The 23,274-nt window shown below is 61.5% G+C and carries 21 protein-coding genes and 3 tRNA genes; 13 read left to right on the top strand and 11 right to left on the bottom strand.

The genetic code is table 11. The annotated features are described in order from the left end of the window. Nucleotides 1-81 precede the first annotated feature (81 nt). From argG to E5678_RS10470, 3 genes are all read right to left on the bottom strand, one after another. On the bottom strand, nucleotides 82-1,425 hold the full coding sequence (argG, locus tag E5678_RS10480) for an argininosuccinate synthase (protein WP_136178473.1): 1,344 nt from the start codon (nucleotides 1,423-1,425) through the stop codon (nucleotides 82-84). A 10-nt stretch (nucleotides 1,426-1,435) separates the two neighbouring features. After that, the gene (locus E5678_RS10475) at nucleotides 1,436-1,753 is read right to left on the bottom strand and encodes a pyrimidine/purine nucleoside phosphorylase (protein WP_136178472.1); all 318 of its coding nucleotides are present in this window, start codon (nucleotides 1,751-1,753) and stop codon (nucleotides 1,436-1,438) included. A gap of 88 nt (nucleotides 1,754-1,841) precedes the next feature. Further along, a complete protein-coding gene (locus E5678_RS10470; RefSeq protein WP_136178471.1) occupies nucleotides 1,842-2,189 on the bottom strand; it encodes an ArsC family reductase in 348 nt (115 codons plus the stop codon). Nucleotides 2,190-2,235: 46 nt separating this feature from the next. Between E5678_RS10470 and pip the strand changes: the two genes are divergently transcribed. The 10 genes from pip (at nucleotide 2,236) to E5678_RS10420 (ending at nucleotide 10,711) form a co-directional block, all read left to right on the top strand. Further along, nucleotides 2,236-3,183 (top strand): prolyl aminopeptidase, encoded by a 948-nt coding sequence (gene pip, locus E5678_RS10465; protein ID WP_136178470.1) that lies wholly within the window; start codon nucleotides 2,236-2,238, stop codon nucleotides 3,181-3,183. 108 nt (nucleotides 3,184-3,291) lie between these two features. Beyond that, nucleotides 3,292-4,644, top strand: coding sequence for a bifunctional tetrahydrofolate synthase/dihydrofolate synthase (gene folC, locus E5678_RS10460; protein ID WP_136178469.1), 1,353 nt, complete (start codon nucleotides 3,292-3,294; stop codon nucleotides 4,642-4,644). Nucleotides 4,645-4,721: 77 nt separating this feature from the next. Continuing rightward, entirely contained in the window at nucleotides 4,722-5,567 is an 846-nt protein-coding gene (locus E5678_RS10455; RefSeq protein WP_136178468.1) for an SPOR domain-containing protein, read from the top strand. A gap of 25 nt (nucleotides 5,568-5,592) precedes the next feature. Then, a complete protein-coding gene (locus E5678_RS10450; protein WP_136178467.1) occupies nucleotides 5,593-6,087 on the top strand; it encodes a CvpA family protein in 495 nt (164 codons plus the stop codon). A 40-nt stretch (nucleotides 6,088-6,127) separates the two neighbouring features. Continuing rightward, on the top strand, nucleotides 6,128-7,633 hold the full coding sequence (gene purF / locus E5678_RS10445) for an amidophosphoribosyltransferase (RefSeq protein WP_136178466.1): 1,506 nt from the start codon (nucleotides 6,128-6,130) through the stop codon (nucleotides 7,631-7,633). A 17-nt stretch (nucleotides 7,634-7,650) separates the two neighbouring features. Beyond that, nucleotides 7,651-8,865, top strand: coding sequence for an O-succinylhomoserine sulfhydrylase (locus E5678_RS10440; RefSeq protein WP_136178465.1), 1,215 nt, complete (start codon nucleotides 7,651-7,653; stop codon nucleotides 8,863-8,865). 2 nt (nucleotides 8,866-8,867) lie between these two features. Then, on the top strand, nucleotides 8,868-10,277 hold the full coding sequence (gene gltX / locus E5678_RS10435; RefSeq protein WP_136178464.1) for a glutamate--tRNA ligase: 1,410 nt from the start codon (nucleotides 8,868-8,870) through the stop codon (nucleotides 10,275-10,277). A gap of 77 nt (nucleotides 10,278-10,354) precedes the next feature. Continuing rightward, nucleotides 10,355-10,430: transfer RNA gene (locus E5678_RS10430), tRNA-Ala, on the top strand. Between the two features lie 72 nt (nucleotides 10,431-10,502). Beyond that, a tRNA-Glu gene (locus E5678_RS10425) sits at nucleotides 10,503-10,578 on the top strand. A gap of 56 nt (nucleotides 10,579-10,634) precedes the next feature. Continuing rightward, nucleotides 10,635-10,711, top strand: a tRNA-Asp gene (locus tag E5678_RS10420). A 190-nt stretch (nucleotides 10,712-10,901) separates the two neighbouring features. Here E5678_RS10420 and E5678_RS10415 read toward each other — a convergent pair. The 3 genes from E5678_RS10415 to E5678_RS10405 all read right to left on the bottom strand — a co-directional run bounded on the left by E5678_RS10415 (nucleotide 10,902) and on the right by E5678_RS10405 (nucleotide 14,001). Continuing rightward, nucleotides 10,902-11,816: a DMT family transporter gene (locus E5678_RS10415; RefSeq protein ID WP_136178463.1), complete on the bottom strand. Its 915-nt coding sequence runs from the start codon at nucleotides 11,814-11,816 to the stop codon at nucleotides 10,902-10,904. A gap of 128 nt (nucleotides 11,817-11,944) precedes the next feature. Beyond that, nucleotides 11,945-12,451, bottom strand: a complete 507-nt coding sequence (locus tag E5678_RS10410) for a methylated-DNA--[protein]-cysteine S-methyltransferase (RefSeq protein ID WP_136178462.1) — start codon at nucleotides 12,449-12,451, stop codon at nucleotides 11,945-11,947. After that, nucleotides 12,448-14,001: an AlkA N-terminal domain-containing protein gene (locus tag E5678_RS10405; protein WP_136178461.1), complete on the bottom strand. Its 1,554-nt coding sequence runs from the start codon at nucleotides 13,999-14,001 to the stop codon at nucleotides 12,448-12,450. The genes E5678_RS10410 and E5678_RS10405 overlap by 4 nt, the downstream gene beginning before the upstream one ends. A gap of 117 nt (nucleotides 14,002-14,118) precedes the next feature. On the opposite strand from E5678_RS10405, the gene E5678_RS10400 reads away from it, so the two are divergent. From E5678_RS10400 to E5678_RS10390, 3 genes are read left to right on the top strand one after another with little or no spacing between them, the layout of a single operon-like run. Further along, nucleotides 14,119-15,501 carry a phosphomannomutase/phosphoglucomutase gene (locus E5678_RS10400; protein ID WP_136178460.1) on the top strand — a complete coding sequence of 461 codons (1,383 nt, stop codon included), beginning with the start codon at nucleotides 14,119-14,121 and terminating at the stop codon, nucleotides 15,499-15,501. 28 nt (nucleotides 15,502-15,529) lie between these two features. Continuing rightward, complete coding sequence (locus E5678_RS10395; RefSeq protein ID WP_136178459.1) at nucleotides 15,530-16,933, top strand: O-antigen ligase family protein; 1,404 nt, start codon at nucleotides 15,530-15,532, stop codon at nucleotides 16,931-16,933. Continuing rightward, nucleotides 16,930-17,745: a glycosyltransferase family 2 protein gene (locus tag E5678_RS10390; RefSeq protein ID WP_136178458.1), complete on the top strand. Its 816-nt coding sequence runs from the start codon at nucleotides 16,930-16,932 to the stop codon at nucleotides 17,743-17,745. The genes E5678_RS10395 and E5678_RS10390 overlap by 4 nt, the downstream gene beginning before the upstream one ends. 13 nt (nucleotides 17,746-17,758) lie before the next feature. Here E5678_RS10390 and E5678_RS10385 read toward each other — a convergent pair whose 3' ends face one another. The 5 genes from E5678_RS10385 to E5678_RS10365 form a co-directional block, all read right to left on the bottom strand. Next, on the bottom strand, nucleotides 17,759-19,771 hold the full coding sequence (locus E5678_RS10385) for a 3-deoxy-D-manno-octulosonic acid kinase (RefSeq protein WP_136178457.1): 2,013 nt from the start codon (nucleotides 19,769-19,771) through the stop codon (nucleotides 17,759-17,761). A 154-nt stretch (nucleotides 19,772-19,925) separates the two neighbouring features. Continuing rightward, a complete protein-coding gene (locus tag E5678_RS10380) occupies nucleotides 19,926-20,669 on the bottom strand; it encodes a glycosyltransferase (protein WP_210732023.1) in 744 nt (247 codons plus the stop codon). 98 nt (nucleotides 20,670-20,767) lie between these two features. After that, a complete protein-coding gene (locus E5678_RS10375) occupies nucleotides 20,768-22,147 on the bottom strand; it encodes a TolC family outer membrane protein (RefSeq protein WP_136178455.1) in 1,380 nt (459 codons plus the stop codon). 47 nt (nucleotides 22,148-22,194) lie between these two features. Continuing rightward, the gene (locus E5678_RS10370) at nucleotides 22,195-22,542 is read right to left on the bottom strand and encodes a rhodanese-like domain-containing protein (protein ID WP_136178454.1); all 348 of its coding nucleotides are present in this window, start codon (nucleotides 22,540-22,542) and stop codon (nucleotides 22,195-22,197) included. Between the two features lie 36 nt (nucleotides 22,543-22,578). Then, nucleotides 22,579-23,271 carry a protein-L-isoaspartate O-methyltransferase gene (locus E5678_RS10365; protein WP_136178453.1) on the bottom strand — a complete coding sequence of 231 codons (693 nt, stop codon included), beginning with the start codon at nucleotides 23,269-23,271 and terminating at the stop codon, nucleotides 22,579-22,581. Nucleotides 23,272-23,274 lie beyond the last annotated feature (3 nt).

Here is a 23,274-nt window from a genome sequence, read left to right as displayed (position 1 = left end):
ACGAAATAATGGCCTGACAGGCTTGCCCTGTCAGGCCATTATTTTTCGGATCGGGTCAGTTGAGGCTTTCCTCGGGATCGATCAGGATTTGTTGCTGTCGTTGTCCAGCTTCAACATGTCGGCGCCTTCTCCCAGCGAGAGCAGGCCGGTCTTGGCGTAAATGCCGAGCTTGGCCCGCGTGTCCACGATATCGAGGTTGCGCATGGTGAGCTGACCAATGCGGTCGGCGGGCGTGAAAGGCGCGTCTTCCACTTTTTCCATGGACAAACGCTCGGGCGCGTAGGTCAGGTTGGGGCTCTCGGTGTTCATGATCGAGTAGTCGTTGCCACGCCGCAGCTCAATGCTCACTTCGCCGGTGATGGCGCGGGCCACCCAGCGCTGAGCCGTTTCGCGCAGCATCAGGGCTTGTGGATCAAACCAGCGGCCCTGGTACAGCAGGCGGCCCAGCTTCAGGCCGTTCATGCGGTATTGCTCGATCGTGTCTTCGTTGTGGATGCCCGTCACGAGCCGCTCGTATGCGATGTAGAGCATGGCCAGGCCAGGCGCTTCGTAGATACCGCGGCTCTTGGCTTCGATGATGCGGTTCTCGATCTGGTCGCTCATGCCCAGGCCGTGGCGGCCACCGATCTCATTGGCCTTGAGGATCAGATCGACCAGGCTGTCAAAAGTCTCGCCATTGAGGGCAACGGGCTGCCCCTCTTCAAAACGCACCGTCACGGTTTCGCGCTTGACCTCAACCTCGTCTTTCCAGAACGCCACACCCATGATGGGGTTGACGATGCTCATGCCGCTGTTCAGGAACTCCAGATCTTTGGCTTCGTGCGTGGCGCCGAGCATGTTGCTGTCGGTGCTGTAGGCCTTTTCGGCACTCATCTTGTAGCCAAAACCGTTGGCCGTCATGAAGGCGCTCATCTCGCTTCGGCCACCCAGCTCATCGATGAACAGCTGGTCGAGCCAGGGCTTGTAGATCTTCAGGCTGGGGTTGGCCAGCAGGCCGTAGCGGTAGAAACGCTCGATGTCGTTGCCCTTGTAGGTCGAGCCATCACCCCAGATATTGACATCGTCTTCCTTCATGGCCGAGACCAGCATGGTGCCGGTCACAGCGCGGCCCAGCGGCGTGGTGTTGAAGTAGGTCACGCCAGCGGTGGTCACGTGGAAGGCACCGCACTGCAGGGCGGCAATGCCTTCGGCCGCGAGCTGCGAGCGGCAGTCGATCAGGCGGGCTTGCTCGGCGCCGTATTCCTTGGCTTTGCGTGGGATTTCATCGTAATCAGGCTCGTCGGGCTGGCCGAGATTGGCGGTGTAGGCGTAAGGGATCGCACCCTTTTGTTTCATCCAGAGCAGTGCAGCAGAGGTGTCCAGACCGCCAGAAAAGGCGATACCGACTTTTTGATTCAGTGGCAGGTTTTGAAGAATGGTGGCCATGTTGTTTGAATTACCCGTAGTGGCAGATGTAATGGAAGGCGTCGGTCACGCGGATGTCAAAGCTGGAGTTGCCGACCACGCTGAAGCGCTCGCCGGGTCCCACTGAAACCCAGGCCTCGGTGCCGGCCAGCTTGACTTCACAGCCGCCCCCCACACATTCCATGATTTCGGGCGCAGCCGTACCGAACGTGAGCACCGCAGGCAAAACCACGCCTACTGATTTTTTCGTGCCGTCGGGCAGGGTGAGGCTGTGGCTGACGCACTTGCCGTCAAAGTAGACGCTCGCTTGCGTCGAGACGGACACGCCGTCAAGGTGGGTAGTGGTCATGTAATGGGCTGGAGAGGGCAGTCAATCCAGCATTTTAGGGTGCTTCAGTGCCTGAGCCGATCGAGAGCTGCCCGGAGTTGCCTAAAGGCTAAAGGCGGGCGCCCCAGGCCTTCACATCAAAGCCCACTGTCACAACCCCATCATCCCATTGCACCACCGGGCGCTTGATCACGCTGGCCTGGGCCAGCATGAGCACTTGGGCGCTGCCCGCATCCATGACAGCGGTGCGCTCGGCCTCTTCCAGCTTGCGCCAGGTCGTGCCCTTGCGGTTGACCAGCGTTTCCCATTCCACCGTTTCGAGCCAGTGGACCAGCTCGGCGGCGGGCACACCTTGTTTTTTGAAGTCGTGAAACGTGTAATCAACGCCGTGCTCGCTGAGCCAGGCGCGGGCCTTTTTGACGGTGTCGCAGTTGGGGATGCCGTAGAGTGTGGTCATGGGCAGATTCTGGCATGTTGCCCGCCCACTTCAATGGATTCCGAGTATGAGTTTGCGTGAGTTATACCCCCCGATTGAGCCTTTTAAGAGCGGTCTGCTCGACACCGGCGATGGCCATCAGGTGTACTGGGAGCTGAGCGGTAATCCTGCTGGCAAGCCCGCGGTTTTTTTGCACGGTGGGCCTGGGTCGGGGTGTTCGCCGGAACACCGGCGCCTGTTCGATCCCGAGCGATACTGCGTCTTGCTGTTCGACCAGCGGGGCTGTGGCCGTTCCCGACCCGCAGCCGCCCTGGAGAACAACACCACCTGGCATCTGGTGGCCGATATCGAGCGCTTGCGGTTGATGCTGGGCGTGGAGCAATGGCTGGTGTTTGGTGGTTCCTGGGGCAGCACGTTGGCGCTCGCTTACGCGCAAACCCACACCGAACGGGTATCGGCTCTGATCGTGCGCGGTATTTTCACCCTGCGCCGCGAGGAACTCCGCTGGTATTACCAAGAAGGCGCGTCATGGCTGTTCCCTGATTTGTGGGAAGGTTTTGTTGCACCGATCCCCGAGGCTGAGCGGGGTGATCTCATCGCGGCTTACCGCCAACGCCTGGTGGGCGAAGACCGCGCCGAACAATTGGCCTGCGCACGCGCCTGGAGCCTGTGGGAAGGCCAAACCATTCGATTGCTGCCCGACGCGGCCAACTCGGCAAAACATGCTGGCGATGCTTTTGCCTTGGCCTTTGCCCGCATCGAAAACCACTATTTTGTGCACGAAGGCTGGATGGACGAAGGTCAATTGCTGCGCGATGCGGTCAAGCTGGCGGGTATTCCAGGCGTGATCGTCCAAGGGCGTTACGACGTCTGCACCCCCGCCAAAACGGCCTGGGCACTGCACAAGGCCTGGCCACAGGCGGCGTTTCATCTGGTGGGCGATGCAGGCCATGCGTTCAATGAGCCGGGAATTCTGACGCACCTGCTGGAGGCCACCGACCGGTTTGCCGCCTGACCGTCTGGGTTCACGTGGCGCTGGATCGCAGCGAGCCGTGGTCAGGCGGGGTTTAAAAAGGACTTGCCCCTGTGGGTGTCCGACCCTTCGGCGACAATGTTCCCCGCCATGACACCTTCCACACTCTCCGACTGGCTCGCCCACTGCGAGCGCCTGCACCCCATGACCATCGACATGGGGCTGGACCGCGTGCACCGCGTGGCGCAGCGCATGCACTTGGTGATGAATTGCCCTGTGATCACAGTGGCGGGGACCAATGGCAAGGGCTCCACTTGCGCCATGCTGGAGGCCGTGTACGGCGAGGCGGGCTTCCGCACGGGTGTCTACACCTCGCCGCATCTGGTGCTTTTTGAAGAGCGCTGCCGCGTCGCGGGCGAGATGGTGGCGGGCGAGTCCCTGTTGCCAGCCTTCGCCGAAGTGGAGGCCGCGCGGCTGGGGCGGGGCGCGTCAGGCGCTGATGATGGGGCCGAAATCAGCCTCACGTACTTTGAGTTCACCACCCTCGCCATCCTGCGTGTGTTGTCTCAGAGCCAGCTCGATGTAGCGATTCTGGAAGTGGGTCTGGGTGGGCGCCTGGATGCGGTGAACATCATCGACACCGATTGCGCCGTGATCACCAGCATCGCGCTCGACCACACGGCCTTGCTGGGGCTTGATCGTGAATCCATTGGCTATGAAAAGGCCGGCATCATGCGCACCGGACGGCCAGTGATCGTGAGCGATCCAGTGCCGCCGCAAAGTGTGCTGGACCGCGCCATGGAAGTGGGTGCAAACCTGTGGCGCCTGGGCAAAGACTTTCATTTCGCCGGCGACCAGCAGCAGTGGGGCTGGGCGATGCACCCGTCACATGGTGGGCGCCGCTATGCGGGTCTGGCTTACCCCGCTTTGCGGGGGGCGAACCAGCTGGTGAACGCGTCGGGTGTGCTGGGCGCCCTGGAGGCCTTGCGCCCGCGCTTGCCGGTAACGGCGCAAGCGGTGCGCAACGGTCTCGCCATGGTCGCATTGCCCGGACGCTTCCAGATGGTGCCGGGCGCTCCCTCGCTGGTGCTCGATGTGGCGCACAACCCGCATTCGGTGGCCGCGCTGACCGAAAACCTCGATGCCATGGGTTTTTTTCCGACCACACATGCTGTGTTCGGCGTCATGGCAGACAAAGACCTGCCTTTGATGCTGGAACGCATTGCGCCTTTGATCGACCGTTGGTATGTGACCAATTTGCCGCTGGAGCGGGCCAGCACTGCCGAAGCGCTGGCGGCCCAGCTGGATGCGCATCCAGCCACGGCGCCCCAAGGGGTTTCGCGGGTGGCCGGGTGCTACGGTTCGCCCATGGACGCCTTGAGGGCTGCGGTGGCCGCTGCCGACCCCGCTGATAGAATCGTCGTCTTTGGCTCGTTCCACACCGTGGGTGGCGTTTTGCAGGATGGTGTGCCCCGTCTGTCGGCAAAACACGTCTCAGTTTGACGATCTTGCCCGCGCCTTTGTCCATGGGCGTGTAGCGCACATTCGCCGGCCCCGTAGGCGACCAGGTTCAACCTCGCATGATCACATCCCGTTCAGGCTCCTCAGGCAGTTCCTCCGCACCGCCCGCGTCTCAATCCATTGAGGTGGTGAGGCGGCGCGCCCGGCACCGTCTGATCGGCGCTGCGGTGCTGGTTTTGCTGGGTGTGCTGGGGTTTCCGATGTTGTTTGACACTGAGCCCAGACCGGTGGCAGGCGACATACCCATTGAAATTCCCGCCCGTGGCACGACGCCAGCGTTGACCGAGCCGCGCGAGCCTGCGGCAGCTTCGTCCGGTGAGGTCACCTCGGAAAGCGCCTCAACCGAGCCTTCGAAGGCGGGTGGAGTAGCGCCAGCCACTTCGGCAACCGTGACCGCTGCTGAAAGCCTGGGCGCCCGGGAAGAGGTGATGGAGCCCGCGGGCAAGCCCTCAGCCGATACAGACGCCAAAGCTGCGCCCAAGTCAGACAATGTGACGCCCGCAGCCACAACAACAGCTGCTGCGAAGGACGACAGTGCGCAGAATGCCGCCAAAGACGCAGCCCGTGTGGCTGCCAAAGAAAAAGAGGCCAAGGATAAAGTTGTCGCCAGCAAGGCCGCAGCGGCGGAGTCCGCCCGGGCGAAGTCCTTGCTGGAAAGCAAGGCACCAGCAGGCGCGGAGCGACTGGTGGTGCAGGTGGGGGCTTTTGCGGAAGCCCAAAGCGCCCGTGCCACGCGCCTCAAGCTTGAGCGCGCCGGATTCAAGACCTACACCCATGTGGCTGAAACCTCGGCCGGCAAGCTCATTCGCGTGCGCGTGGGGCCGTTTTCCACGCGCTCAGAGGCCGACAGGGCCGCTGCCAAGGTGAAGGCTTTGGGCTTGCCCGCCCGGATACTGTCGCTGTGATGGGTTGTCGGTGGGTTCTCGCGGGATGGTGGGCATGAATTGGGTCGATATTGCCTTGGTGGCGGTGTTGGTTCTATCCATCCTGCTCGGGTTGTGGCGTGGCCTGGTGTATGAAGTGTTATCGGTGGCTGGATGGGTGGTGGCCTTTATCGCGGCCCAGCGCTATGCCAGCCCCGTGGCCGAGCTTTTGCCCATGGATGAATTTGCCCCTGCGCTGCGACTTGCTGCGGGGTTTGCCTTGGTATTTGTGGGCGTTGCGTTTGCCGCAGGCTTGGTGTCGTGGCTGGTGAAAAAGCTGGTGGCCTCGGTGGGGTTGCGCCCGGTTGACCGGCTGCTGGGCGCCGTGTTTGGAATCGCCCGGGGGGTGCTGATTTTGCTGGCGGTTGCCACGGTCGTCAGCATGACGCCCGTTCGCACCGATCCGGCTTGGGTGGGCTCGCCTGTTGCAGCGGGCCTCGCGCAAGGCCTGAGCGCCATCAAGCCGGTGTTGCCCTTGGCGATTGGCCAGTACCTGCCTTGAGTCGAAGAATCTTCGTTTTTTAATCCGTAAGGACCTCAACATGTGTGGAATCGTGGGCGTGGTGAGCCAGGCACCGGTCAATCAATTGATCTATGACGCGTTGTTGCTGTTGCAGCACCGGGGGCAAGACGCCGCCGGCATCGTGACCGAGCAAGACCGCAAGTTCTACATGCACAAGGCCAAAGGCATGGTGCGAGATGTGTTTCGCACCCGCAACATGCGGGCACTGCCGGGCAATGCAGGCCTGGGGCAGGTGCGTTACCCCACAGCGGGCAATGCGTACAGCGAAGAAGAGGCGCAGCCGTTCTACGTCAATGCCCCGTTTGGCATCGTGCTGGTGCACAACGGCAACCTGACCAATGCCCAGGAACTGAAGCAAGAGCTGTTTCTGACCGACCACCGCCACATCAACACCGACAGCGATTCCGAGGTGTTGCTCAACGTTCTGGCGCACGAGCTGGAGAAGATTTCGCGTGGCATCACGCTGAAGCCCGCCGAAGTCTTCGCGGCGGTGAAAAATGTGCACAAGCGCATCAAGGGCTCATACGCCGTGATCGCCTTGATCGCCGGCCATGGCCTGCTGGCATTTCGCGACCCGTTTGGCATTCGGCCTCTGTGTGTGGGCAAATCCGGCGATGGGGGTGTGATGGTGGCCAGCGAGTCGGTCACCCTGGATGGCAATGGCTTTGATTTGTTGCGCGATGTGGCCCCGGGCGAGGCGGTGTTCATCAGTGAGCAAGGCGAAATGCAGTTTCAGCAATGCGCCGAGACCACCCGCCACAAGCCCTGCATTTTTGAGTACGTTTATCTGGCCCGCCCCGACTCCGTCATGGACGGCATTTCGGTGTACCAGGCCCGACTCAATCTGGGCAAGACACTGGCCAAGCGCGTGATCTCGACCGTGCCGCCCAATCAGATCGACGTGGTGATTCCGATCCCGGAATCGTCGCGTCCGAGCGCCATGGAGCTGGCGCAGATTCTTGGTTTGCCCTACCGCGAAGGTTTTGTGAAAAACCGCTACGTGGGACGGACCTTCATCATGCCGGGTCAGGGTGTGCGCAAGAAATCGGTGCGCCAGAAGCTCAACGTGGTGGCCAGCGAATTCAAGGGCCGCAACGTTTTGCTGGTGGACGATTCCATCGTGCGGGGCACGACGAGCCGGGAAATCGTGCAGATGGCGCGTGACGCGGGCGCCCGCAAGGTGTACCTTGCCAGCGCGGCCCCACCGGTGCGATTTCCCAACGTTTACGGCATCGACATGCCCACACCGCAAGAGCTGATCGCACACGACCGCACACTCGACGAGATCCGCGAGAGCATCGGCTGCGACGCCTTGATTTACCAGGACGTTGACGCCATGAAGAACGTGATCGGGGCGCTCAACCCGAAGTTGGATGGTTTTGACGCGTCGTGCTTCGATGGTGTTTATGTCACCGGTGATATCACGGCCGAAGACATTCTCCGCCTCAATCAGGGCCGTGATCAGGTGGAAGAGGGTGAAGAAGACACCTCTCGCCTGGCCTTGCCGAACTCTCTCAACGCTTGATCTGGGTTGCCGAGCACATGCCATCTTTGCCACCCGAATACGCTGACTTGCACCGCGACACCCTGGCCGTTCGCGCGGCGGTCGAGCGCACCGCTTACGGTGAAAATTCCGAAGCCCTTTTCCTGACCAGTGGCTATGTTCAGCCTTCGGCCGAGGCCGCCGCGAGGCGTTTTGCGGGGGAGGAAGACGGCTTCACCTATGGCCGCTATGGCAATCCAACGGTGGCCAGTTTCGAGCAGCGACTGGCTGCGCTGGAAGGGGCTGAGGCCTGCATCTCTACCGCCTCTGGCATGTCGGCCATCTTGATGATGTGCATGGGCTTGCTCAAGGCGGGTGACCATGTGCTGTGCTCGCGCTCGATGTTTGGCTCAACGATCAAGCTGATCGGCTCCGACCTCGCCAAGTTTGGCGTCGAGAGCAGTTTCCTGCCCCAGGCCGATGCGGCCGCCTGGCAGGCGGCCATCAAGCCCAACACCAAGTTGCTGTTCGCCGAAACACCCACGAATCCGCTCACCGAAGTGTGTGACATCCGGGCCTTGGCCGATATCGCCCACAACGCGGGCGCGCTGCTGTGCGTGGACAATTGCTTTGCCACGCCAGCGCTGCAGCGCCCGATGGCGCTCGGCGCCGATATCGTGATGCATTCGGGCACCAAATACCTCGACGGCCAGGGCCGTGTGATGGCGGGGGCGCTGTGCGCCAGCGAAGAGCTGGTGACCAAGAGTTTCCTGCCTGTCCTCAAAAGCGCGGGCATGACCCTGGCGCCATTCAACGCCTGGGTGTGTCTCAAGGGCCTGGAAACGCTGGACATCCGCATGCAGGCGCAGTCGGCGCGGGCACTCGCCCTGGCGCATTGGCTGGAGAGCCACCCCTCGGTGGCACGGGTGTTTTACCCGGGACTCGCCAGCCATCCGCAACATGCGCTGGCCATGGCCCAGCAGTCGGGCGTGGGCGGTGCGGTGTTGTCGTTTGAAGTCCAGGCGCAAGGTGACGAGCAGGCGCGCCAGCGTGCCTTCCACGTGCTCGACAGCATGCGCGTGCTGTCGTTGTCCACCAACCTGGGCGACACCAAAACGCTGGTGGCCCACCCGGCCAGCACCTCACACGGCCGGCTCACATCCGAGCAACGCAGCGCTGCTGGTGTGACCCAGGGCCTGATCCGCGTGGCGGTGGGCCTGGAGCATTTGCAAGACATCACCGCCGACCTCGACCGCGGCCTCACTTCGTTCTGATCATGACCACCGTACGCACCCGTTTCGCTCCTTCGCCCACTGGTTTCATCCACCTGGGCAACATCCGCTCAGCGCTCTATCCCTGGGCCTTTGCACGTGCTTCGGGCGGCGTGTTTGTGCTGCGCATCGAAGACACCGACCTTGAGCGTTCCTCGCAGGCCGCCGTGGATGTGATCATCGAAGGCATGAAGTGGCTGGGGCTGGACCACGACGAAGGACCGTTCTATCAGATGCAGCGCATGGACCGCTACAAGGTGGTGCTGGCCGATCTGGTGGCGGCGGGTCATGTGTATCCCTGCTACATGAGCATGGTTGAGCTGGATGCGTTGCGCGAGCGCCAGATGGCCAACAAAGAGAAGCCCCGGTACGACGGCACCTGGCGGCCAGAAGCGGGCAAGACGCTGCCGCCAGTGCCCGAAGGCGTGAAGCCTGTGCTGCGTTTCAAGAACCCGCAGGAAGGGGTGGTGGCCTGGGACGACAAGGTGAAAGGGCTCATCGAGATCAGCAATCACGAGCTGGATGATCTGGTGATCGCACGCCCCGATGGCACGCCCACCTACAACTTCTGCGTGGTAGTTGACGACATCGACATGGCCATCACCCATGTGGTGCGCGGCGACGACCACGTCAACAACACGCCTCGCCAGATCAACATCTTCCGTGCTCTGGGCCAGGAGCCGCCGGTGTATGCCCACCTGCCGACCGTGATGACCGAAACGGTGGACGAGCAGGGCGAGAAGCACGTTTCCAAGATGTCCAAGCGCAATGGCGCCAAACCCGTGACGCAGTACCGCGACGAAGGCTACCTGCCCGACGCCATGGTCAACTACCTGGCGCGTCTGGGCTGGAGTCACGGTGACGACGAGATTTTCAGCCGTGAGCAGTTTCTGGAGTGGTTCAACCTGGACCATCTGGGCCGCAGCGCAGCGCAGTTTGACGATGCCAAGCTGCGCTGGGTCAACGCGCAACACCTCAAAGCCATGGACGACAGCGCGCTGGCATTGCTGGTGGCCGAGCAACTGGGCAAGCAGGGCATCACCGCAGACGATCGCCTCCCGCGCATTTGTGGTTTGTTCAAGGACCGTTGCGACACCACCGTGGCGCTGGCCGGCTGGGCTGCCGCCTTTTATGCGGACGTGGTACCCACTGAGGCGGAGCGCGCACAACATGTGACCGAGGCCATTCGTCCGGCGCTGGACACGTTGGCCGAAAAGCTCGCCGCAATCGCCTGGGACAAGGCCAGTATCGCTGCGGCGATCAAGGAAACCATTGCGGCACACGGTATCAAGATGCCGCAGCTGGCCATGCCGGTGCGGGTGCTGGTGATGGGCACGGCACAGACCCCTTCGCTGGACGCGGTGCTGGAACTGCAAAATAAACAAACTATTTTGGACAGACTGCAAAACCGTTGAATAATGTCTTATAATTTGAGGCTTGCTGATTCACTCTAAGAGTTGCGAAACTTGAAGAAAGAAGATGCAAACCCTGTGGGGGTATAGCTCAGCTGGGAGAGCGCTTGCATGGCATGCAAGAGGTCAGCGGTTCGATCCCGCTTACCTCCACCAAAATTTAGTCTGGGTTTCGAAACAGCGCGAAAGCGATGCTAGAATCCTAGATTCGGTAAGTTCCAAGGTTTTGACCCTATCGTCTAGAGGCCTAGGACATCACCCTTTCACGGTGAGTACCGGGGTTCGAATCCCCGTAGGGTCGCCAAGTTTGTGGCACTTGGCTTGAAGCTGTAAGGCATCAAGCAAAAGCTTCACCACTGCGGAGTGGTAGTTCAGTTGGTTAGAATACCGGCCTGTCACGCCGGGGGTCGCGGGTTCGAGTCCCGTCCACTCCGCCAGTCGTTTGAAAAGCCGTTCAGCTCGTTTGAGTTGGACGGCTTTTTCTTTGGCGGTCGCTCGCATCGATTTGCCATCCAGGCGGATGCTGCCTCGCTTGGGCTTGTTAACCGGGGCGTACCGCCCCAGCCGTCAATACCACCAGCTTCAACTTTCAGGGACTCGCCGTATGCGATACCCGCTCCCGCCGTATCACGCGGCAGGTTTCCAGCGTACAGGCAGACGCAGGAAGCCGGTTGAGAGCGAGGTGCCCAAGACAATTACACAGCCACACACCAGGGTCCAAGGCGTGATGGCTTCATTGAGAAACAGCACGCCGTAGAGCAGCGCAAAGACCGGCACCAGAAATGTCACGGTCAGGGCTTTGGCCGGCCCAGCTTTCTCGATGATGTGGAAAAACAGGATGTAGGCGATGGCGGTGCAAAACAGCGCCACAGCGGCCACCGCCGCCCAGGCGCTGCGGCTCACGGCTTGTTCTGGCCACAGCCACAGGGTCGGCAGCATGAGCAACAGGCTGGCGCCGATCTGGCTCCCGGCTGCGGTGGCCAGCGGATGGGAGCCTGACAGGTAGCGTTTGGTGTAGCTGGCAGCCAAGCCGTAGCACAGTGTCGCCAGCAAGCAGGCCCCCATGGCAAGCAAAGTAATGCCGCTCGAAGGCGTGGCCCTCGCTATTTCGGTCGTAAAGCCCGACTTGCCGAGCACCAGCAGGGCAACCCCGGCGAAGCCGATGCACAGACCCAGGGTGCGCGATCCATTCGGGCGGTCTTTGAGCCACAGCCAGGCCACCAGCGCACCCGACAAGGGCACCGTGGCGTTCAGGATCGCAGTCAGACCGGTTGCGATGTGCATCACGGCGAAAGTGAACAGGGCAAAGGGCAGGGCCGAATTGAGCACGCCCACAAAGAGCATCTCCCGGGGTCTGCGCTTGAAATCAGCCCACACGCCCTTGACCAGAAACACCGGTAGCAGGAACACCGCCGCAAGTCCGACGCGCAAGCCCGCCGTGGGAATGGCGCCAAACTCAGCGGCACCCATGTGCATGAACAGAAACGAAGCGCCCCAAAGCGCGGCCAGCAAACAGAATTCAGCGATCAGTGGTGGGGACATGTTGGGCAGTCTTGGCGTAGTGTGTCAGTGTGACTGTTTGGGCGCGGTTCCGGCGGGGCGCACTGATGTCATTTTTGAAGCCCATTGATGTCAGCGCCTCTTTCAAGGGTGGACGGGCCAGCGAGCGGTCAGGGCAGAAGCCCTTCGAGCCTGAGCAATGCAGTTTTGCGGTCCAGTCCGCCGGAGTAGCCGGTCAGTGAACCGTCCGTGCCGAGGACTCGGTGGCAAGGAACCACGATGCTGATGGGGTTGTGCCCGACCGCACCGCCCACGGCCCGCACCGCCTTGGGGCGCTCAATGTGCATTGCGACTTGGCGGTAGCTCTGGCTGCAGCCGGTGGGGATGGTGAGCAGGCTGTTCCAGACCGATTGCTGAAACACGGTGCCTGTTGACAGGTCCAGGGGCAGATCGAAGGTTATTCGTTCGCCTGAAAAATAGGCTGACAACTGGCGTTTGGCCTCACTGAGCATCGGGTGGGCATCGTCTATGCGCCAGTGGCGGAGCGCTGCCGGGTCGGGCAGGTGGCGTTGATCGGGGAACCAGATGGCGGTCAGGCCGATCCTGCTTGCACTGATGCGGATCTCCCCCAAAGGCGAGGCCATGGTGGACCAACGATTGTCGGAATGCCATTTCATGTGAGGTTCTCCATGGGGTGGGCGAGTTTGGCGGGGAGCGGGGATCGTTGGTCCCAGGCCCTGATGACGGCGTAGCTGCGCCAGGGGCGCCAGCTCTGTGAGCGCTGTTCGGCTTCGCGCTGGGCTTCCCGCCCACGGTGATCGGGCAGACCCAGTGCTTTGGTCAACGCCACGTCGCCCACCAGCCAGGCGTCTGGCCAGCGCAAGGCGCGCATGGCGATGTACTGTGCCGTCCAGGGCCCAATGCCGGGTATGGCCTGGAGCGCTGCGATGGCCGCTTGGGGTTCGGCGTGAGGGGTGAGGTCGACAACACCATCCAGCACCGCCTGTGCCAAGGCCTGGATGGCCACCTGGCGTTGGCGCACGATACCGAGTTCGCCCAGCACGTTGGGGGGAGTGAGGGCCATGATGTCGGGTGTCGGGAACAAACGGTTGAGCTCGGGCCAAGGGGTGTTGATTGCTTCGCCCAGGCGCTCGGTGAGCCTTTGCGCCAGGGTGCGTGCAGCTGCGACCGTGATCTGTTGCCCCAGAATGGCGCGCACCGCTAGCTCGAAACCATCGATGGCTCCAGGCACACGCAGGCCGTCACCTTGGGGGAAATGGGCATGCAAGGCGCCATTGATCGCGCCCGGGTCGGCATCGAGGTCGAGCAAGGCCCGCACGCGCCAGATCACCGAGGGGAGCACGCCCATCAAGCTTTCGCTGACATGCAGCTGGGCCCGGTGCGCGTCGGTGTCCAGGGCGATCGACAGCCAGCCGTTCCACAACCTGCCGTGGGACTGCAGTTGCAGCGTGCGTCGCAAGGTCAGGGCGGGGCCGGCGTCCACCCATTCGACCCCGCTGATCTGCCGTTGAGCAAAAAAGGCCAGCAAGGCTGCTGCGTCTAGTGGAGGGCGCCAGGCCAAAGAAATGGCCCTGGATGCCGTGGCACGTTTCTTTTGTAAGGCTTCGGGTTGCCGGCGCAACTGCCCGGGATTGAGGCCGTAATGTTCAACAAAAGCTGCATTGAAGCGGCGCTGGCTGCCAAAACCACTGGCCAACGCCACCTCGGCAATGGGCAGCCGCGTGTCTGCCAGCAGCTGTTTGGCGGCGAGCAGCTTGCGGGTGAGCAGGTATTGTAGGGGCGACAAACCGAGATGAGCGTCAAAAACCCGGCGCAGGTGCCGGTCGCTGACCCCCAGATAGGCCGCAAGTCGGGACGCCGTGGGCCCGTTGGCGTCGTGGTTGAACCACTCCTGAGGATTGTCCAGCCAGCGGGTGGCTTGTTGAACCAGGATGTGGCTCGCATCCTCGGTAGACCAATGCCGGTCCAGCGGTGCCAGCTCGGGACGGCACCGCAAGCAAGGGCGGAAGCCCGCCAGCTCGGCCTGTGCCGCGTGCCTGAAAAACAGGCAATTTTCACGGCGTGGTGTGCGAACCCGGCACACGGGGCGGCAATAAATGCCCGTGGACGTGACGGCGGTGAAGAACTGGCCGTCAAAACGGGCGTCGTGCGAGCACAGAGCGCGGTAGCAGGCGTCGGCGTCAATGGTGGGTTCTGAGCGGGGCATGGTCGGATGTTAGACCGGCATCGGATTTTCATATGGTCGTTTTCGGACCTGTGCCAAATCGAAACCGATGTCCCGCCACCTACAATGGAGGGATTGACGTCAACCGTGCACAACAACATGCGACTCGCGGCTTCCATCTTCAAGGCATACGACATCAGGGGCATTGTTCCCGACACCCTGGACGAAGGGGTTGCAGAGGCGCTGGGCCAGGCCTTTGGGCACAGGGCGTTGGCACTGGGCGAACGCTCGGTGGCGGTGGGCCGCGATGGCCGCCTCAGCGGCCCAACGCTGGCGGCCGCCCTGATCCGCGGCCTGGTGACGGCGGGGGTTGAAGTGATCGATATCGGCTTGTCAACCACCCCCATGTTGTACTTTGCTGCGCACACACTGTGCACCAGCGGCATCCAGGTCACAGGCAGCCACAATCCCAAAGATTACAACGGTTTCAAGATGGTGCTTGCGGGGCGGGCCATCTACGGTGACGATATCCAGGCGCTGCGACACACCATGGAAGCGGAAACGGCACCGTTCGCCGACGGTGGCACCGTGCGCCATGTGGATGTACTCCCAGCCTACCGTGAGCGCATCGTGGGCGATATTCGCCTGAGCCGCCCGATGAAGATCGTCGTCGACTCCGGCAATGGTGTGGCTGGTGCCTCGGCTCCCGCCATCTTTCGGGCCCTGGGTTGCGAGGTGATTGAGCTCTTCAGCGAGGTGGACGGCAATTTCCCCAACCACCATCCCGACCCCAGTAAACCTGAAAATCTGGCCGATGTGATTCGGACCCTGCGGGAAACCGACGCCGAGCTGGGTTTGGCATTTGACGGCGACGGCGATCGCCTGGGGATCGTGACCAAACAGGGCAACAACATCTACCCTGACCGGCAGATGATCCTCTTTGCCCGGGATGTGCTCAGCCGTGTGCCTGGAGGCGATATCGTCTTCGACGTCAAGTGCTCACAACGCCTGGCGCCGGCCATCGAGGCGGCCGGGGGTGTCGCGCACATCTACAAGACCGGTCACTCCCTGATCAAGGCCCGCATGAAAGAGCTCGACAGCCCGCTGGGGGGCGAGATGAGCGGCCATATCTTCTTCAAAGAGCGCTGGTTTGGCTTTGACGACGGGACCTACGCAGGGGCCCGGATGCTGGAAATCCTGAGCCGCAGCGTGGACGCCAGTGCCGTTCTGGACGCTTTGCCCACCAGCTACAGCACACCTGAGCTCAACGTGGCCTGCGCAGAAGGTGAGCCTCATGCATTGGTCAAGACCATTGTTGACCGGGCCTGTTTCGAAGCCCCTGCGAGCGTGTCCACGATCGACGGCCTTCGCGTAGACTGGCCCGATGGCTTTGGACTCATCCGTGCGTCCAACACCACACCCGTTCTGGTGCTGCGCTTTGAAGGCCAAACGCCAGAAGCGCTGACTCGCATTGAAAAGACTATGTTGGCGCTGCTCAAACAATGCAAGCCTGACGCAGTGCTCGCTGCTGGCGTGCACTGACAAGCCAGCCGTGTGATTGATTGCCCCGTTGAATATTCGTTACCTTCGCGATGCCCACCGAATGGGTGTGCGGTGCTGCGATTTGATTTTGCTGTGGAGCCGTCCTGTGGTGCGTGAGCAAGTCGATTCCGCGGCGCTTGGCACCGCGCCGCGGTGGATCTGGGCGTTATTTCTGGCGCTTGTGGCTTTTGCACCGGGATCAACCAAGGTGGCAGGATCCATTTGGATTTTCACGGTGAGCTTCGCCGTGTGGTGTCTGTTTTTTGTTCCAAAAGCAAGCGCCCTGAGGACGGATGAGGCTGCGTTGCTTTCCTTGTCCAAACTGTGGCTGCGTTTTTGTATTGTCGCAATGGCATTCAAAGCTGTTGGAATGACGTATTGGGGAGATCCGTGGTGGACCCGGCATTTCGATTTTCGGATACTGCTCGCCGCGGCTGCCATGCCAACTTTACTGGCCCGCTTTCGAATCTCCGCAGAGCAAAAATCACAATTAATTTCTGCCCTTGTAATTGCCAGCGGCGTGGCTTTGATCGTGGCCTACAGACTTGCTTATCATGATGTTGAGACGCCCTCCAACCGCATCAACTGGTCGGGTGGTTTGGTGATGCTGACATGCGCAATATTGCCCATGCTCAAAGACGATTTGCTTGCTGGGCGGCAAAAATGGGCGGTCGGCGTTGGCGCAGTGGCTTACGTGTTGGCAGTTCTGCTGATTGGTGCTCGTGGGGCTTATCTGGCCTTGCCATGGGTGTTTTTTGGTGGGGTAGTCTTGCTGGGTGGCAGTATGTGGCGTTCAATCGGTGCCACCCGATCGCGCAGATACGCTGCACTGGTTCTGGTTGGCATGTTGGCAATCGTTCCTATCTTTCTGCCCAAGGTGCTTGAGGTGCCTGTCGAACGGGTGACGCAGGGCGTTTCTGAACTGCAGGCGATGGTCTCTCGTGAAGCCGTTGACTCCAGCGCCATCGACACTTCTGTTGGTACCCGTCTTTACATGTGGCAACGCAGCAAGAACATGATCGCCGAGAGCCCTTGGATCGGATTTGGCCGAGAGCAGCGGATAGCCTTCATTCAAACTTGGGGGGCAGAGGCCAATGCTCACATTGTTCTCGATCAAACCCATTTGCATAGCGAATATGTCAATGGGATGATCGATCACGGAATTTTTGGATTGTTGAGTACACTCAGCTATATGGTCGGTGCTGTCGTGCTCGCATGGAAGCTGCGGCGATTGTTTCCACTGGCGGCTTTTTCAGTGGGTGGTATTGCTTACACCCATATCGTCATGAGCTTCACTGATACCAACTCGCAGACCAACAATTACAGTGTGATGTTGACGGTTTCGTTGCTGATCGTTTTCCTCCTGAGTCTGAGCGACCCCGCGCGGAGGATGGAATCGCAGAACGAGCGCTTGGTACCCTCTGCCAAATGAAAGTTTCCGTCATTTTTTCTACCTACAACTCACCCAAATGGTTGGAGAAAGTTTTGTGGGGATTTCTAAATCAAACGGTCTCAAATTTTGAAATAGTCATTGCTGATGATGGATCCAGTCATGAGACCCTTGACCTGATTGAACGTGTGAGAGCCAGTTCTTCCATTCTGATTCGTCACGTTTGGCAGGAAGATGATGGATTTCAGAAATGCAGAATCCTCAATAAGGCAATTTTGGCTTCCTCGGGCGATTATCTGATATTTACAGATGGCGATTGCATTCCCCGTGCAGATTTTATTGAGCAACATTTGCGCCACGCAAACATTCACTCCTTTTTGTCGGGTGGGTATTTCAAGCTGCCGATGGGCGTCAGTGAGGCGATTACCGAGGAAGACGTTCAGTCGCAGCGCGTTTTTGACTCGGCATGGCTAGAGGAGCGCGGGGTGCCAAAATCCCACAAAAACTGGAAACTCATGGCGCAAGGGTTCTGGGCCAATCTCCTGAATTTGATCAGCCCGGCAAAACCGACGTGGAATGGTCACAACGCCTCATGCCACAAGGCGCATGTGCTTGCCATCAATGGATTTGATGAGCGTATGCAATATGGTGGTGAGGATTGCGAGTTCGGAGATCGGCTGTGCAACTTTGGTATCCAGCCAAAGCGCATTCGATACTCGGCAGTATGCGTCCACCTCGATCATGCCAGGGGGTATGTGACGCCGGCCATGTTGCAAAAGAACCAATTGATCCGCCTTCAGACACAGAGCGAAAAGCGGGTTCGTTCGCCGCTTGGCCTGGATCAGTACCTGTGAATTGAATTGCGACTCAGGGCTTGATCTGGGTGGACCGGTACCCTTTCAGAACCTCAGAGAATTCTGAAGGATCCCACCGAAACTTGGGATGTCGCAACAGCTCTTTGCGAAGCGACCGCAGCAAGCGCTGAAGGTTGAGCGCTTTCCAGTCCTCGCCGCCACGGGGCCTACATTTGTCGAAATCCACGATCCACGCCTTGCCTGCATCGTCCAGCAGGAGGTTGTGGGCGTTGAGGTCGGAGTGATAGATCTGTGCGTCGTGCAGCTGGCGAATGGCCTGGCCAATGGCTCTCCATTCCTCAGCGGTCAGCGCGCCGCTGACCAGCCGCTGCACCACATTGCGGGTCCCCGGGATCATGGCGACGATGATGTCGGCCGTGTAGTGGCCGCCTCGAACGACCTGGCGTGCGGACACCGGAGCGGGAACCGGCAGCCCTTGCGCACGCATGGAGCGCAGCAAGCCGAATTCCTGCATCGCGCGGCTGGTTCGTGCCGCGGTCAGCCGGTAGCGGTCCGGGTTGAAGCGGGCGATCAAGCCGCCGCGCCGGTAATGCCTCAGCACGACGTCGCGCCCTTGCAGCTGCAGGCGCTGTGCTTGTCCCCGTCCGCTGCCGGTGGCAAGCGCGGTGGCCCCTGTGACCGGCGGCTCAAAATGGTTGTCGTCGCCTGACGACAACCATTGCGGGTCTTGCCAGACGGTGGTGGACCCGTTGCGGATTTCGACGACAGGGGTCAGCATCGATGGTTGCAAGGGGTGCCAGAGTGCTTGCAGGGCACGCACGGTGGTCTGGCTGCTGCCGCTCTGCCCCTGAACAAACGCTTGGGCTTCTTGGCCCAGCTGCTGCAGGCGATGGGGCTCTGCGAGCCAATGGCTGGCGGCTAGAAACAGCTCGCCGGCAGATGCCACGCGCAGCCCGACGCCGAGCTGCTCGGCCGCGCCGTAAACCGCTTCGTTGTTGTGGGTGTGGGGGCCAAACAGCACGGGTTTGCCCAGCGCCATGGCTTCGAGTGGGTTGTGTCCGCCCACCGGCACCAGGGTACCGCCGATGAAGCAGAGGTGGGCCATGCCATACCAGCCTGCGAGTTCGCCCATGGTGTCGCCCAGCCAGATGCTGGTGCTGCTGTCGGGTTGCTCGCCCCGGCTGCGTCTGGCCATGGCAAAGCCATGCGCCTCAATCTGGTGGGCAACGGACTCAAAGCGCTCAGGGTGGCGTGGCACCAGGACCAGCAGCGCATCCGGATGCCGGCGCAAAAAGGCAGGCCAGGCGTCGAGCAGCGCAGAGTCTTCACCCTCGTGGGTGCTGCCGGCCACCACAGTGGTGCGGTGCGGTTGTGCCTTTGGGGCTCCCCGGGTGGTTGGGTCGGGCAGGGGCTGATCGAATTTCAGGTTGCCTGAGACCAGCAGCCGACCCGCCGGCACGCCCAGGGCCTGCAGGCGTTGTGCAGTGGCATCGTCTGCAGCGGCGGCCAAGGCAAGGCCTGACCACACGGGTTGCATCAGACCGCTCCACCGGCGGTAGCCGGCCGCAGAAGACTCGGACAGGCGCGCATTCACCAGGGCCACCGGAATGGCCCGTTCCCGGCATTGCCGCATCCATTCGGGCCAGATCTCCCGTTCGATCAGCACCACAAGGCTTGGCTGCAGGCGGTTCAGGAAACGCGCCGTGGCGCCTGGTGTGTCCACCGGAAAGAAGAAGTGCTGCAGCGATTCACCAAACAGCGCGCGGAGCTTGCGCGCGCCGGTTGGCGTCTGGGTGGTGACGGTGATCGTTTGATCAGGCCAGTCGGTTTGCAATGCGCGGATGAGCGCTTCCGCAGCCTGGACCTCTCCCACAGAGGCGGCGTGGATCAGAATGCCGTGCTGGGAAGAAGGGTTGGGCTCAATGTGGCCCAGGCGTTGTGACAGGCCCACGCGGTAGCCGGGGTCTTTGCGGCCTCGCCACCAGAGCCAGGCCAGTGCTGGTCGACTCAGGCACCGCAGCAGTATTCGGTAGCCACGGTGCGTCCAGCCAAGGGGGTGTTGCATGCTTGAGGGTACAAATAAAATCGACGGATTTTTGCTCAGGGCAAGGCGAAAACCGCTGCCAAAGCCCAGCTATGGCGAAGATTTGCACCGATGGCATGGGCGAAAAGTCGCGGCTTTGCGTGCCTGATAGCCTGCAACTCCAAACCAGGCGCGCTCAGCGCCAATGGTCAGCGACCCACTGGGTGGGCATGACGCGCCGGTACCACTTGCCGCTCACGCCGGCAATGGCGTCTGGCGGATTGGGCTTGCCATGGAAAGCGATGATGCGAGCGCCTTCGGGGATGGTGGGAGGTTTAAACCAGCCCATGATGCCGCGCTGCAAGCAGTGCCGCTTGAAGCTGCGGCACCAGGCATCGGGCCAGTAACTGAGCTTGCCTTGGCGCGCCAGGAACTGGGTGATGAATTCCTGCTCGTTGCGCACCGCGCTGACGGATGCGGGGTAGTCGTTTTTCAGGTGCTCGAGCGCGTCGGCATGGGCGCCAATCGTGTAGACGTAGCACGAGGTATTGCCCGTCTCATCCTTTTTGTCCCACTCTTTGATCACCACAAACTCACCGGCCCGCTCGAAGAACGGATCCAGGCTGTCGACGATCACGATGTCCAGATCGAGAAAGAGGGTGCGTCCGCCCAGATCGTAGAGCGGGTCTGCAAAGCTGGTGAGCTTGAGCCAGCCGTGGCCGAAGGTCCAAGGCTTGCGCTGGTCGAATTCGTCAAAGCCGACCATGGGGATGGGCTTGACTTCGATGGCCGGATCGATGCCGACGCTGTCGTCGGTCAGACAGACAAAACGGAACGGCCGGTGCAAATGGCGCCCGACCATGTTGTGCAGTTTGTTGACGTAGTCGGGGCCGTATTTCTTGCCCCACTTGATGCACAGCACATTGACCGCTTCTTGCATGAATGACCCTTCTCGGAAACCGGCGGCGTGAGACCACATGCCCGCGCCGTGCGGCCTCGCAGTTTAGCGCAGCTCAACGACCTTGGCCGGACCTTGGGTCAGGGTGCGAGCAAGGCGTTGATGGGTTGCAGGTCTTCGGGTTTGAGCACGCCGCTGGCCTGTTTCAGGCGCAATTGGCCCACCAGCACGTTGTAACGCGCCTGGGCGAGGTCGCGCTTGGTCTGGAACAGCTGGCTTTGGGCATTGAGCACATCGATGTTGATGCGCACCCCCACTTGGTAACCCAGCTGGTTGGCATCAAGGGCACTCTGGCTCGACGCTTCTGCGGCTTCCAGGGCCTTCACCTGGCTTTGCCCCGACTGCACACCATAAAACGCTGTGCGAACGCCCTGCACCAGACTGCGCAGCGCGGTTTCGCGCTCGGCCCGGCTCTGTTCGACCAGCGCCAGGGTTTCCTTGACCCGGTTCTGGATCGCATAGCCGGCAAACAAGGGCAGGTTGAGCTGCACCCCGATGCTGGCGGTGTTGGTGCGGAAGGCGCCGATGGCAGGGTAGTAGCTGCTGGGCGCGTGGGTGATCTGGTATTGGCCCACCAGATCCACCGTGGGCTTGTGGCCCGCCTGGGCCTTCATGACTTCCAACTCTGCGATGCCGAATTTTTGGTCGAGTTGGCGCACCACGGGATGCTGCCGCAAGCTGCGGGTCACCCACTCCTCTGCGTTGTCGGGCTGCACGTCGGGCAATGTGAGTTGGCTGGCCAGAGGCTTGGGATCGGCATTGGTTTTGCCCACGAGCTGGTCCAGCGCCAATTTCTTGATGCGCAAATCATTGCTGGCCGCGATTTCCTGGGCCCCCACCAGATCAAAGCGTGCCTCAGCTTCACGGGTGTCGGTGATGGTGGTCGTGCCGACCTCGAAGTTGCGTTTCGCCGAGGCCAGCTGTTCGGCCACGGCCTTTTTCTGGGTTTGCACAAAGCTCAGCGTGTCCCGCGCTGCCACCACATCAAAGTAGGCTTGGGCGCTGCGAACGATCAGGTCTTGTTCGGCCGCGTCAAGCTGCGCGCGGGCAATGTCGACACCCAGTTGCCCTTGTTCTTCGGTGAGGCGGTTGACCGGGCGGTACAGAGGCTGGCTTGCCACAATGCCGATATTTTGGTTGTTGGCGGAGGTGGTGCTGGAGGACAGGCTGGTGTCCACATTGGCCCAGTTGGCGCCAGCGGCGAGTCCCGCCTGTGGGCGCATGCCGGCCTTGGCTTGTTCACCCTTGGCCTGCGCAGCGTCGAACTGGGCTTGAGAGGCCTGAATGCTGGTGTCGTTCTGCCGCGCAGCCGTGTACAGGTCGGCCAGGCTTTGTGCCTGTGCCGAGGTCAAGGTACCCAGCGCCAGCAGCGCAGCCGCAGCCACAACCGCTGGCCTGAGGCTCAACGATGGGAGGGCACGTGGCCGCAGGGCGGAGCGGGTTGCGGTGTTGGCGTTCATGGGCGTTCCTTGGATCGTTTGGGGGGGGTGACGTGTGGTGCCTGGGATCAGTACACCGGCACCGCCGGGTCGCGTTCGTGCGACCAGGCGTTGATACCCCCGTGGATGTTCACGGTCTGGGTGAATCCTTGTTGCATCAGGAAATGCACAACCTGCGCACTGCGGGCGCCGTGGTGGCACAGGCAGGCAATCGGGCGGTCGCGGTCCAGCTCGAGGTAGCGGGCAGGCACGCTGCGCATGGGCATGGGGATCAGCTCAAAGCCCTGAGCCGACACGGAAGCGGTTTGCAGCTCCCAGGGCTCGCGCACGTCCAGCACCACAGGGCTTTGCCCTGGTGCAGTTTGCTCTGCTGAAGCCAGCCATTGGTCCAGCTGGCCGGGGTGGATGGACATCATGGTGCGGGGGCTCCAGTTGAAGGGGTTTGCATCGCATCAAAAGCGGAAGCGCGAGGGTTCTGGCATGTTGCGCAGGCGGGGAGTCACGGTGTCCCAGGGCTGGGTGGTGCTGAACGAGGCATCGCCCGTGCGGGTGATGAAAGTCGCGCGCATCATGGGCTCGTCACCCACGATGGCCGCAAGTCGGCCACCGGGCGCCAGCAGGTTGAGCAGGGCCGCTGGCACTTCGGCCACTGAGCCGCTGAGCAGGATGACATTCCAGGGGGCTTCGTTGGCGCAGGCGGCAAAGCCGTTTGCTGCGGCATCGGCCACGCGCACGTCGGCGTTGGTGATGCCGGCTTGTTGCAGGTGGGTTCGGGCCAGGCGGGCAATTCCTTCCTCGATCTCCAGAGACACCACACGTTGTGCCAGGCTGGCCAGCAAGGCCGCCATGTAGCCGCTGCCGGCACCGATTTCAAGCACCTTGTCGGTGGGCTGGATGGCCAGGTCTTGCAACAGGCGGGCCTCAACGCGGGGGGCGAGCATGGCTTGGCCGTCCACTGCAGGCTGTGTCAACGGCAACTCCATGTCGGCGAAAGCCAAGGCTTTGTGGGCCGCGGGCACGAAGTCTTCGCGTTTGACTGTGTTGAGCAATTCGAGCACCTGGGCGTCGAGCACTTCCCAGGGGCGAATCTGCTGTTCGATCATGTTGAATCGGGCTTGGGCGAGGTTGGCGGTAGCGGAACTCATTCT

Source organism: Hydrogenophaga sp. PAMC20947 (assembly GCF_004795855.1).
Taxonomy (GTDB): domain Bacteria; phylum Pseudomonadota; class Gammaproteobacteria; order Burkholderiales; family Burkholderiaceae_C; genus Hydrogenophaga.
This window is presented reverse-complemented; position numbering and strand designations above follow the sequence as displayed.

What these genes read in the sequence shown, in the direction of transcription:
- argG (WP_136178473.1), bottom strand. Translation starts at nt 1,425, where the DNA reads ATGGCCACCATTCTTCAAAACCTGCCACTGAATCAAAAAGTCGGTATC.
- E5678_RS10475 (WP_136178472.1), bottom strand. Translation starts at nt 1,753, where the DNA reads ATGACCACTACCCACCTTGACGGCGTGTCCGTCTCGACGCAAGCGAGC.
- E5678_RS10470 (WP_136178471.1), bottom strand. Translation starts at nt 2,189, where the DNA reads ATGACCACACTCTACGGCATCCCCAACTGCGACACCGTCAAAAAGGCC.
- pip (WP_136178470.1), top strand. Translation starts at nt 2,236, where the DNA reads ATGAGTTTGCGTGAGTTATACCCCCCGATTGAGCCTTTTAAGAGCGGT.
- folC (WP_136178469.1), top strand. Translation starts at nt 3,292, where the DNA reads ATGACACCTTCCACACTCTCCGACTGGCTCGCCCACTGCGAGCGCCTG.
- E5678_RS10455 (WP_136178468.1), top strand. Translation starts at nt 4,722, where the DNA reads ATGATCACATCCCGTTCAGGCTCCTCAGGCAGTTCCTCCGCACCGCCC.
- E5678_RS10450 (WP_136178467.1), top strand. Translation starts at nt 5,593, where the DNA reads ATGGTGGGCATGAATTGGGTCGATATTGCCTTGGTGGCGGTGTTGGTT.
- purF (WP_136178466.1), top strand. Translation starts at nt 6,128, where the DNA reads ATGTGTGGAATCGTGGGCGTGGTGAGCCAGGCACCGGTCAATCAATTG.
- E5678_RS10440 (WP_136178465.1), top strand. Translation starts at nt 7,651, where the DNA reads ATGCCATCTTTGCCACCCGAATACGCTGACTTGCACCGCGACACCCTG.
- gltX (WP_136178464.1), top strand. Translation starts at nt 8,868, where the DNA reads ATGACCACCGTACGCACCCGTTTCGCTCCTTCGCCCACTGGTTTCATC.
- E5678_RS10415 (WP_136178463.1), bottom strand. Translation starts at nt 11,816, where the DNA reads ATGTCCCCACCACTGATCGCTGAATTCTGTTTGCTGGCCGCGCTTTGG.
- E5678_RS10410 (WP_136178462.1), bottom strand. Translation starts at nt 12,451, where the DNA reads ATGAAATGGCATTCCGACAATCGTTGGTCCACCATGGCCTCGCCTTTG.
- E5678_RS10405 (WP_136178461.1), bottom strand. Translation starts at nt 14,001, where the DNA reads ATGCCCCGCTCAGAACCCACCATTGACGCCGACGCCTGCTACCGCGCT.
- E5678_RS10400 (WP_136178460.1), top strand. Translation starts at nt 14,119, where the DNA reads ATGCGACTCGCGGCTTCCATCTTCAAGGCATACGACATCAGGGGCATT.
- E5678_RS10390 (WP_136178458.1), top strand. Translation starts at nt 16,930, where the DNA reads ATGAAAGTTTCCGTCATTTTTTCTACCTACAACTCACCCAAATGGTTG.
- E5678_RS10385 (WP_136178457.1), bottom strand. Translation starts at nt 19,771, where the DNA reads ATGCAACACCCCCTTGGCTGGACGCACCGTGGCTACCGAATACTGCTG.
- E5678_RS10380 (WP_210732023.1), bottom strand. Translation starts at nt 20,669, where the DNA reads ATGCAAGAAGCGGTCAATGTGCTGTGCATCAAGTGGGGCAAGAAATAC.
- E5678_RS10375 (WP_136178455.1), bottom strand. Translation starts at nt 22,147, where the DNA reads ATGAACGCCAACACCGCAACCCGCTCCGCCCTGCGGCCACGTGCCCTC.
- E5678_RS10370 (WP_136178454.1), bottom strand. Translation starts at nt 22,542, where the DNA reads ATGATGTCCATCCACCCCGGCCAGCTGGACCAATGGCTGGCTTCAGCA.
- E5678_RS10365 (WP_136178453.1), bottom strand. Translation starts at nt 23,271, where the DNA reads ATGAGTTCCGCTACCGCCAACCTCGCCCAAGCCCGATTCAACATGATC.